Raw genomic sequence first — 9,927 nt, 5'->3', positions numbered from 1 at the left:
ATAAACCAGGAAGCGATCGACGGGCGTGTAGCCGATGCGGGCGCGCACCGTACCGAACCAGTCAATCTTTGTTTCGAGAGCAGTGCCGGGGCCGCCTATGCCGGAAATGGAAGCCTTGACGGCGGATCCCTGGAAGTCCGCTTCCACGCCGTAGACCATTTGCCCAGACTGCCAGTTGTAGCCAGCCTGGACGCCCCCCAGGAATCCACTTGCCGTGAGATCGAGACCAGTGCCGAAATTGGGGTCGTACTTGAACTTGCCAAAGCCGCCGCCGGCATTCACACCAATGTAAACGCCAGTCCAATCAAATGAAGCGGCAATTGGCTCTGACACTATGGCATCGGCAGCATAAGCGCCGCCGGAGAGTCCCATGAGAACAGTGGTCGCAAGCAGGATAGATTTCATAGAAAAGCCCCTTCAATCGATGCATATGAGAGCTAAGTAGCGTCTTATAGAACGCTAGCCTAGCCGGGCGCGATGACCTTCCGCAAAAAGCGCTGCGCGTTGCAGTTGCGCAACACTGACAACTCACAACTATTCCCGTTGGGCGGGCAGCGCTTGCCCGAGCCGTCGAGATCAGGAATATAATCCTCCCGTTGCGGCGATCACCCTCACACGGAGTTCGCTACCATGGCCAGATCAAAACCTTCCAAGCAATTATCGCAGGCTGAAATCGAGCGTTTTCTGGCGGCTGCGGAAGCGCTGCACCTGAGCATCATCAAGCCGTTCATATCGCCGCATTGCGACCATTACCGACAGACGCGGGTCTTGCATGAGGTGCTGTTGAACACCGTTCGGCAAGTCACCGGGAGGGAAGTCGAGTTCATCCGGTGGAACACCACTGGACCGCTGCTGCCCCCTAAGGCTGGGCGGTAGCGGCGGAGATCGATCAGGCCGAGCCTGCAGATCTGACAATGCCCGCGATGCGCATAGCGACGGCATCAAGTCCGCGGTCGCGGTTAATGGGACCACGTTTGCCGATCGCATCCGTATTGGCCGGGTTGTCCGTTGCCCCACGGTGGATCCCCCACTGCACCGGCCATTCCTCCACGAGACCTGCGAGCGCGTCAGACGGCTGTCGATGAGGAATCGGCAAGATGCGGGAACAGAGTTCAGACGCCGACGTTTTTCCCCAGGTCACGCGATTTGCGCGTGTAGAACTAACGGAGGAAAAAATGAACATCAAAATTCTTACGATGGGCGCGATGGCCCTCGCAATGATGACGGGCTCAGCGCTGGCAGGCAGCAGCACCACTTCCGCGCTCGATGATCCTGCAAAGATGTCACCTTTCTTCACGGATGCCGGCATGAAAACCTTGAGGTCGGAAGCGGATTTCAAGACCGCGTGGATGTCCATGAAACCGGACGAACAAAAGGCGGTGCTGAAAGACTGCGGCGACACCACGCTTAACAAGTCGCACGCGGATTTCTGCGCCATGGCGAAGAAGATGGGCGGCTAAGAATAACCGCTCTAGGCATAGTTCCCGAAACGTAGTTGGCCCGTGCTAGGCACGGGCCTTTTTCTGCAGGTCATTCCCTGAGACAAGAGGCGCGGTCAATTTGACCTACACGCCGGTTGAAAACCTGGATTTGACGCTCGAAGCGGGTCTGGCGAAGGTGACCTCGGCCAATTCGGGAATTCCATCGGGACGGCAGTGGTCGCTTGCTTTCTCGATGTCCGGAACCTTTCCATAGACCAACACATTAGCTCAAATTGGGTACCCCACTCTGGTTCTTTCGATACGATCACCGTTCATCTTTAAGACAGGCTCTTCACTCGCCTATGTAGCTCTTTCAACTGTTGGCCTCGTAGCCCCGGCCTTTCAACATAAATGCGGACGATGGCCGACCCGAATTTCTACATTCTCTCCATTATAATTTCTCCTGAGCATCCGCTGCCAGCTCCGGTCCCTTTAAATTTGCCGGTTCCGTTTTCACCCTTTATGACCCCGGTCAGGGTGTTCCCGCCCGTTCGTCCCTTGAATACAAAAGTGTGTTTCATGTTGACGGCGCCGCCGGTAGAGATGCTTCCCGTAAATCCAGAGCCAGACGTTACTTTGCCGTCACTTATGAAAACGGTTGTTGAGAGTTCTCGCCAATTGCCACAGTTCGTTGTGGCTCGTCTGACCAATTTCCATGTGCCATTAAAGGCGCTTAGCCCGCTCGTTTGGGGCACACAATGATCCCCCTTCGCCACCCTCCCGTGTTCACAAGTAAGCGGGCAGATCCGAGCGCCGATCGCCCTTAGTCTTTCCAGTAGTCCCGCTGTCGGTTCCAACGATGCAAGCTTGACGCCTTGCCGATCAGCATAGTCCTGAAGCGCATTGCGGCTGGTAGCCCCCCATTTTCCATCAGCATGGCCTTCAAGGCATCCTATGCGGGAGAGTTCCGTTTGAGTGGCGCGCGCAAGTTCGCTGGGGTCTCCGGTAGCTGCCGATGGCTGCGCCAGCGGGCTGGGGTGTTCAAGGTTTGCGAGTTCCGTCCCCTTGGCATCGTCGATTGCCTTCGTGGCGCGCTCCGATGCCGGTGGGTGCGCCGCCTTCTGTTCCGTTTCGATGCGCTTGTCGATCGCGTCGATCTTCAACCTCGCAAGGGGGGCAAAAGCACCTGCCGGAAATTGCTGCAGATAAGCTTCGAAGAAGCTCTTGTCGGTCGAGTCCTTGATAGTGGCCCAATATGCAAGTTCGACTGCATTGTCCGGCGACGTAGACTGTTGAGCCGGGGAAGGTGCCGCCTTCGGTTCCGTGGCGAGAGCCTTCAAAACGACTTCGCCCGTGAGCGAGGAGTTTTCCCATGGCACTTGCTTCCCATCCGTGGCGGCCAGTACGTCGCGGCGTACATCGATGAGGTCGCGCGTGATATCCTGCCCAGGCGTGCCGAGGTGCGCGAGCAGGGCGGTCGTGAAAGGAGAGTTTCGGCCCGCTCCGTCCAACGCGACGTTACCTGGTTGCGTGGCAAACGCGATCAGCGAGCCGACTCCGCTGCCAAGTCGGGCAAGACCACGCCCTAAGGAACCGGAGCGCGTTCCCATCGAGCGGGAAAGCTTCTCCGCAAACGGATTGTCCCGACAGGCATCGAGGAAGACGAGGTTCACCTTCGTGCTGCGTTCCATCGCCGAAAGGACGAGGTCCATCGGAAGGGCCTCAAAGTCGAGGTCGTTGTAGCTGGACAATTGTGCATCCACCGGCACCATATAGTTGTTGCCATTCACCTGCAGGCCGTGCCCGGCGTAGAAGAACAGTGCCATATCGGCACCTTCGAGCTTCTCCAGGAACTGGCGCACCGTGCGACGCATTCCAGCGAGGTCCAGTTCCTGGCCGCTGACGACGTCGAAACCAAGGCTTTCAAGCTTGGCATGCATGTCGGCCGAATCGTTCTTCGGATTGGCGAGTTGGACGGCATGCTGGTAGGCCGAATTGCCAATCACCAACGCTAGGCGTTTGTCGGCGACTGCCCGTCCTGAAACAGCGGCAAATAATAGAACCAAAAGAATGAAAGCGCTGCGCATGGCAGAAACGGCTCCCCAAGGGAACTGTAGCAGAGGCTAATGCAACCGAAAAGAGCTATGCCCCCCGGGGCTGCGGACGAATAGCCCGCCACAATTTGCTTGATGCGCCTGAACGGGTATGCTGGCTGTGAGCATCGCTTCACTGGCACTAAGGATCTGTTTCGGCGTGTGGACACTTAGCCGAATCGTCAGCGTTGGGCGAAATGGGATCGCCGCATCGCTCGCCTATTTGATTCTGCTGGCCCTCTCGACTGCTCTCGTGTCACCGCCGTGGGAGAATATCCTGCGTGACGTGATGATGGTCTCTATCTCGCCGTTCACCCATCCTCCACCCAACATTGTTGTGGTCTCAATTACAGAACAGACCCTGGCGGATTTCCCATACCGCTCACCACTGGACCGTGCCTTCTTGGCCGACATCCTGGCTCGGATCGAGTCGGCCCGCCCTCTTGCCATCGGCATCGACCTGCTGTTCGACCAGGCAACAGAGCCGGAAAAGGATGCCCGCCTCGAAACTGTCATCGAAACCGCCAGTGTGCCTGTGGTGATCGCCTCGGCTTCGCGGACTGACGGCCTTACCCAAAGGCAATCCGACTATCTAAACGCGTTCGCTCCGTCGGCAAAGCGGGGCCTTGCAGCATTGTTGCATGACAATCTCGACGGCGTGGTCCGTGGAGCCTTTCCCGGTCGAGAAGGCGACGGGGCCTGGATGCCAAGCTTTGCTGCTGTGATCGCAGCATCAACCGGCGTTGGTCGGGGCCACTGGCCGGAGGAGATGGTCTACTACCGCACGGCGAACAGCTTGCCCTTCAGCTTTCCAACCTATCCGGCACAGGCCGTTCCGCTGGCACCGCTCAGCTGGTTCGAGGGGAAATATGTTCTTATCGGTGTAGACCTGCAGCAAATAGACCGTCATCCGACACCGTTCGCGTTGTTGAGCGGCGCGAAAATTGGTGTGCTCCCTGGCGTCTCGATCCACGCCCATTCGTTAGCCAGGCTCGTGTCCGGAAATCGGATAACGACCCCTTGGCCTGCAGTGGGCTATGCGCCAATGCTTCTTGTCGGGCTGTTCTGCTTGTGGATCGTTTCGCGGCCGATCCCTGTGGTCTTCAAACCTGTCGCGGTCGCTTGTGCGGTGCTGCTGGTGTGGTTCGGTGAGGCGTGGGCCTTCGCGCGGTTCGCAATCCTCGTTCCGATGGTCGCGCCTGCATTGCTTGTGCTCGGCCTGTCGGCGTTCGTTGGCTTCCTGGCTTGGAGACGGGACGCCAAGGCTCGCCAGTTCATTCAGAACGCGTTCTCGAAATATGTCAGTCCGGCCGTTGTTGCAGCGATTGTCAAGGAACCCAACGCTCTCCATCTCGGTGGCGAGAAGCGTGAGCTCACGTGTGTATTCACGGATGTCGAGGGGTTTACGTCATTCAGCGAGCAACTCGCGCCAGAGGTGCTCGCAGATGTATTGAACGAATATCTGAACGGGCTCTGCGAGTTATTTATCGAGCATGGTGCAACCATCGATAAGGTCATCGGCGATGCGGTGGTCGGCTTCTTCGGGGCTCCGGCAGCACAAAATGACCAAGCGGAGCGGGCGGTTTCTCTGGCACTTGCTGTGCAGGACCACGCGCAGCGGCTGCGAGAGAAATCGGCACGACGGGGCCATTCACTCGGATCCACCCGCATAGGTATTCATGGCGGGCCGGCAATCGTCGGCAACTTCGGGGGAAATCGGTTCTTCAATTACACAGCTATTGGAGATACTGTAAATGCTGCGGCGCGGCTTGAGGGAGCGAACAAGTACATCGGCACCAAAAACTGCATCAGCTCCGAAGTGGCGAGGCAGGCGACGCGCTTTCTGTTACGCCCTGCTGGAGTTCTACACCTTAAGGGCAAGAGCCAAGGCATCGAGGCTTTCGAGGCAATGACAGGTATTCCAGAAAATCAGATACTCTGCGAGGAGTATTTGAACGCGTATGCCCTACTTGCCGCAAGGGATACGCGTGCGATAGCGGCATTTAAGGTATTGGTCAAAAACTACCCGCAAGACGGCCTGATCGCTTTTCACCATAACCGTCTTGCAAGCGGAGAGTTCGGAGCAGACATTCATCTTGTCGGGAAATAAGGTCATCGTGACATGAGCCTCCGGCGTTCGACCTCGCAGATCGCCTCCCTGATCGTCGCGACGACTGTCCTTGTGACGACACAACACGCGGCAGCCGGCAGCCAGTACGTGGTCCTTTCAACTCAGCCGATGGTCGATGAACTGCCGCCAGGCAAGCTCTTTATGCCAAGCGACGTCATCAACGTTCCAGCCGGTACGGTCGTCACTCTGCTCGGCGAAGACGGCAGCGTGAACGCGCTTTCGGGTCCAAGTTCCTTCGTGGTTACGAAGGATGCATTGACGTCCGGCAGTTTACAGGGGGCCAACGCGAACGAAGGGCCGTCAAAACTTGACCTGATAGCGGTCCTCTTGGCGAACGAGCGCAGGAGAACGGAGTCCATCGGCGGTTCGCGCACCATTACCGACTATTCCACGCCGAGCGGACTCGATGACCCTTGGGCAGTGTCCATCGAAGAATCCGCCCCTGGCTGCATTCGAAATGGTGAAATGGTTCTAGCGCGCTCGGGCACAGGTCAGAGCGCGGTTTTCTCGATCCGCATCGGCGACGGTGAGCCGCTCAACGGCATAGTCTGGAGCGCCGGCATGCTCACTTACTCTCTTCCAGAGCGTATTCCTCCCGAGATGAAATCTGTTGTCGTCGAGACCAACAAGACATCGGCGTCGATCGAAATTAGAACGTTTCCAAAGAACGCCGTTCTTGAAAATCCGCTGGAAGTTCTTGGATGGATGGTGAGCAGCGGTTGCAAACGCCAAGCGTTGGCCTTGGTGCGTCAACTTGCGACAAAACAGCAATAGCTTATCAGCCAGGAGCCGCGCCGCGAATGACGGAGCGCTGGCTAACGGCATAGCCGCGCCATAGGTTTGATTGCCTAGCCGGCACCTCGCTGATAGCGTTGCTTGTCAGTATCGGGAGTGGAGGGCATGAAACGGTGCATTCTCCTGTTTGTGATGTCGGTGGTGACGCTGTTCGCAAGTTCCGCGCTGGCCGACAGGTTCCCCGCCGGCTTCAAGAACAATGGGCTGAACGGGCCGTTGAGACCGGTGACGAAGGGCGGCATCACCACTTTCCAAATATTCGATCGGAAATGCAGTAGCGTGGACTACGGTGACGGCCGTGGCGAGAACGACTGCCACAACGGCAACGTACGCGCCACATTGATAGGCCCGGACGGCACAACGGGCGAGAGCATGGAATATCGCTTCGACCTGTGGGTCGATCCATCGTTTAACTATCCCGGATTTTACAACGACCACGCAACAGGCTTCTTGCCGGGTGCTTTGGACAGCCGCCTTCGTATCGCCAGTTGGGAGGGACCTTTCATCCACAATTTTCTTTATATGCTGAAGGTAGACGCAACCAAAGGTGTTACTTTCCTCGGCAATGAGTGCCAATCTCCGGCGCGTTCGGTTCCTGGGTGGCCTTTTCCATGAAGATCCGATGGGCGGCCGACAAGAGGGGATGGATCAGGGTCGCCTGCGACGACAAGTTGATCTATTCTGCCGACAATGTCCCAACTAATCAGGCACCGCATTGCTACATCACCAATCAGTGCGAGCCTGGTGTCGCCAAGAATCCGAAGCGGTTTACCTTTTGCGTCGGGCCGGTGATGGCGGGCTTCGGGCCCGAATGGGAGAGGTACGGGCTCACATCACAGTTCACTGCGATTCAGCCTGAGGGCATCACCATCAAGATGCGCAACCTTTCGGCAAAGAAATGGGTCAGGCCGTAAACAGGTTCGGTGCCCGATTGCGTGCTCGGCGATTCGGAATGAGCGCCTGCAGGATCTCACCCCTCCTTCAGCAGCATGTCGCGCAGATCGCCACGAAACCCGCGATTTTCCGAATACCCAATAACTTTAACGCATCCCGGCTCGGGCGCGGGCATGCCGGAGGCTTCGTCACCTCCGACGGTGCTGACATGGATTCAGTGGAGGCTGGTGACGGCCACAAAATCTAGACATTTATGGGCCGATCCGCTTCCTCTTGGATCGCGAAAGCTCGGCTACCTGACCGCTGATGAAGATACCCGCCCCTTCCGCCGCAACATGCGCCATCCAACCTCTGAGAATACTACTACACGGCACCACGTGTAATGGTCGTAAGTTCCGCGATCACGTCAAATGCCTTAGTGCTCAACGTGGGGTCACCTTTCATCTCGGCAATAATTGGGCCGTCCAAGAAAGCTTTCACTGTGGCATCATCTTCGAATAAGTAGATCCCGCCCGCTTCGCTTTGGGCCTCGTTTATGATCCAGACCTTCCAGCGCAGGCCAGGTATGTCCGCGATGGGTTGAGCATAGCGCAGGTTTTCTCTCTCATAGTCGACCCTCGGCCCGTTGAGTTTGTAGTTGATTTGCAAGATTTTGGCGGACATCTCTTTCTCTCCTCGTTTCTCGGTATTTGACGTTTATTTCGGCCTTCCAGGCGTCTCTTGCTGTGACCAAGAAGGGCGCGCTAATACACCTGCAGTACCGGTCCGGCCTAACCTCGTTTTCGTCATGCTATGCTTGATCAAGTGGTCTCCGATGGTTGGCCGCTCGCATGACGATCACCATGAAAGCAAAAGACGGACAGGCCGTAGGGCAGCATCGGAACTGTTCCGCTTCAGATTACGAACTGGCCTTGAAGCTCCGCAGGGACTAACTTGCCCAAAGGAGTTGCTCGGCCATGACGCGACGGCCTTTCGGACTGATTTGCCCGATCTCGCTCGCCTGCGAGATCCTGGAGCCGCGCTGGACGATCCAAATCCTGACCGAGCTCTGGAATGGCTCGACCCGCTTCAACGACATTCACAAGGGGGTGGGCAACATCTCGTCCGCCATTCTGTCGAAGCGGCTCAAGGAGATGGAAGCGTTGAGCTTGGTCGAGCGTGTAGAGAACAAGGCGGCGGGCACCGTTGACTATTTCCGCACCGAGAAGTCGATCAAGCTCGAGCCGGCGATGAACGCGCTGGCGGCGTGGGCGCAATGCAATATCGAAGCGGACATCGCACTCCGCGGTGCGGATGCATCGACCATTATGTGGGGCGTGCGGCGAAAGATCGACCTCACTGAAATGCCGCGGCGGCGCGCGGTCATCCGCTTCCATTTCCGCGACGATCCCCCACCAAAGTATCCTCATTATTGGTTTGTGGTCGAGCCAGGCGCAGACTTGCCCGAGCTCTGCTCGCTCGACCCCGGGCGGGACGTCGACCTTTACGTCGAAACCGGCGTGGTGTCGCTAGGGGCAATCATTGAGGGCCGCTCCAGCATCGAGCGCGAGAAAGAAAGGGGCGGTCTTTTCCTCACCGGCGACCCCGGCCTTGCCCGTAGCATGGACCGTTGGCTGCGAACCTCGGTCTATGCAGCACTCGATGGAATCCCCCAGCTTTCTTGAAGCCTTATTTGACAGCCTTATTCATCCCGCAGGACGACAAGCCATTTGGGCTTGTCTCAAAAGCCAAAGTCGGCGAGCGTCTTCGGCTGGCCGGCGGCGTCCGCGAAGCTGATCTCCGGCACGGCGGCGGGCGTATCGAGAACGGCGAAATTCTGCGGCGCCTCCGCCGCCCAAACGGGTAGCGAGGACACGAGCAGCATCGCCGATAGAGCCACGGCCAGTTTGCTTACGGTCATGGGCGCTCATTCCGTCGCATAGACGGTCGGCGCCTTGCCGTCCTTGGTGAAGGCGTAGATCGTCCAGGTTTCGTCCTTCTCGCCACCCATGCCGGGCGCGCCCGCCGGCATGCCGGCCAGCGTGATGCCGGTAATGGCCGGCCGTTCGGTCAGCAGCTTCTTGACCACGTCGACCGGCACCAGGCCGTCGACGACATAGCCGTCGACCATCAGCGTGTGGCAGCCTTCGAGGTCGGCGGGCACGCCGGCGTCGCTGCCGATCTGCGAGCGATTGTTGACCCGCTTGATTTCGACCTTGAAGCCGTTGTGCTCCAGGTAGTTGGCATAGGATTCGCAGCAGCTGCATTGCGGGTTCTTGTACATCACCGCATTATCGTCGCCGCGAGCGCCGGCAGCGGCATTGCGACCGCGAGGCCGAAGGCGGTAAGCGTAGGTCAGTTTGAAGAAACGCTGCTCTTCGAGGATCGCGCGGGCGTCGTAACCACTCACATCGAGGAGCGGGATGCGCATGTGATTGCCCTTCTTGTGGCGTGGGTCCTTGCGATCTCGTATCAGCAGGGTGTTGTTGCGGTCGTTGAGGTCCTCCCAGGTGGCGTTGCAGATTTCCCCGAGCCGCATGGCGGTTGAGATCGCAAAGCGAATGATCTTCTCGACGGGGATAATCTGGAAGTTGTGATACCGGTCGGCAACACC

The 9,927-nt window shown here is 57.9% G+C and carries 11 protein-coding genes and 2 pseudogenes; 7 read left to right on the top strand and 6 right to left on the bottom strand.

Annotation, left to right across the window (positions count from 1 at the left end):
• Window positions 1-405 (bottom strand): outer membrane protein (locus tag LB577_RS31395; RefSeq protein WP_411969363.1); only part of this gene is annotated, 405 nt, incomplete at its 3' end.
• A gap of 225 nt (window positions 406-630) precedes the next feature.
• Here LB577_RS31395 and LB577_RS31390 point away from each other — a divergent pair.
• Window positions 631-876, top strand: a complete 246-nt coding sequence (locus tag LB577_RS31390; protein WP_023780866.1) for a hypothetical protein — start codon at window positions 631-633, stop codon at window positions 874-876.
• Window positions 877-1,175: 299 nt separating this feature from the next.
• Window positions 1,176-1,460: a hypothetical protein gene (locus LB577_RS31385; RefSeq protein ID WP_224690298.1), complete on the top strand. Its 285-nt coding sequence runs from the start codon at window positions 1,176-1,178 to the stop codon at window positions 1,458-1,460.
• A gap of 398 nt (window positions 1,461-1,858) precedes the next feature.
• Here LB577_RS31385 and LB577_RS31380 read toward each other — a convergent pair whose 3' ends face one another.
• On the bottom strand, window positions 1,859-3,508 hold the full coding sequence (locus LB577_RS31380) for a caspase domain-containing protein (protein WP_224690297.1): 1,650 nt from the start codon (window positions 3,506-3,508) through the stop codon (window positions 1,859-1,861).
• 166 nt (window positions 3,509-3,674) lie between these two features.
• Here LB577_RS31380 and LB577_RS31375 point away from each other — a divergent pair, with 166 nt between their 5' ends.
• The 4 genes from LB577_RS31375 to LB577_RS31360 all read left to right on the top strand — a co-directional run bounded on the left by LB577_RS31375 (window position 3,675) and on the right by LB577_RS31360 (window position 7,354).
• Window positions 3,675-5,624: a CHASE2 domain-containing protein gene (locus LB577_RS31375; protein WP_224690296.1), complete on the top strand. Its 1,950-nt coding sequence runs from the start codon at window positions 3,675-3,677 to the stop codon at window positions 5,622-5,624.
• Between the two features lie 12 nt (window positions 5,625-5,636).
• Entirely contained in the window at window positions 5,637-6,419 is a 783-nt protein-coding gene (locus LB577_RS31370) for a hypothetical protein (protein ID WP_224690295.1), read from the top strand.
• A gap of 126 nt (window positions 6,420-6,545) precedes the next feature.
• Entirely contained in the window at window positions 6,546-7,055 is a 510-nt protein-coding gene (locus tag LB577_RS31365) for a hypothetical protein (protein ID WP_224690294.1), read from the top strand.
• Window positions 7,052-7,354 carry a hypothetical protein gene (locus tag LB577_RS31360; protein WP_224690293.1) on the top strand — a complete coding sequence of 101 codons (303 nt, stop codon included), beginning with the start codon at window positions 7,052-7,054 and terminating at the stop codon, window positions 7,352-7,354. Before LB577_RS31365 ends, LB577_RS31360 begins: the two co-directional genes overlap by 4 nt.
• 343 nt (window positions 7,355-7,697) lie before the next feature.
• Here the strand turns inward: LB577_RS31360 and LB577_RS31355 are convergent, their stop codons facing one another.
• Complete coding sequence (locus tag LB577_RS31355; protein ID WP_224690291.1) at window positions 7,698-7,997, bottom strand: YdhR family protein; 300 nt, start codon at window positions 7,995-7,997, stop codon at window positions 7,698-7,700.
• Window positions 7,998-8,290: 293 nt separating this feature from the next.
• On the opposite strand from LB577_RS31355, the gene LB577_RS31350 reads away from it, so the two are divergent.
• A complete protein-coding gene (locus LB577_RS31350; protein ID WP_224690289.1) occupies window positions 8,291-8,998 on the top strand; it encodes a winged helix-turn-helix transcriptional regulator in 708 nt (235 codons plus the stop codon).
• 56 nt (window positions 8,999-9,054) lie between these two features.
• Here LB577_RS31350 and LB577_RS31345 read toward each other — a convergent pair whose 3' ends face one another.
• The 3 genes and pseudogenes from LB577_RS31345 to LB577_RS33585 all read right to left on the bottom strand — a co-directional run.
• On the bottom strand, window positions 9,055-9,234 hold the full coding sequence (locus LB577_RS31345) for a hypothetical protein (protein ID WP_224690287.1): 180 nt from the start codon (window positions 9,232-9,234) through the stop codon (window positions 9,055-9,057).
• A 6-nt stretch (window positions 9,235-9,240) separates the two neighbouring features.
• Window positions 9,241-9,672 (bottom strand): annotated as a pseudogene (locus tag LB577_RS31340) (DUF411 domain-containing protein).
• A 63-nt stretch (window positions 9,673-9,735) separates the two neighbouring features.
• Window positions 9,736-9,876 (bottom strand): annotated as a pseudogene (locus LB577_RS33585) (tyrosine-type recombinase/integrase); the annotation flags it as partial.
• Between the last annotated feature and the right edge of the window lie 51 nt (window positions 9,877-9,927).

This window comes from Mesorhizobium sp. B283B1A, assembly GCF_020165735.1.
In the GTDB taxonomy this organism is placed as follows: domain Bacteria; phylum Pseudomonadota; class Alphaproteobacteria; order Rhizobiales; family Rhizobiaceae; genus Mesorhizobium; species Mesorhizobium opportunistum.
Note: the sequence above shows the minus strand (reverse complement) of the source record. Positions and strands in the feature narration are given on the sequence as shown.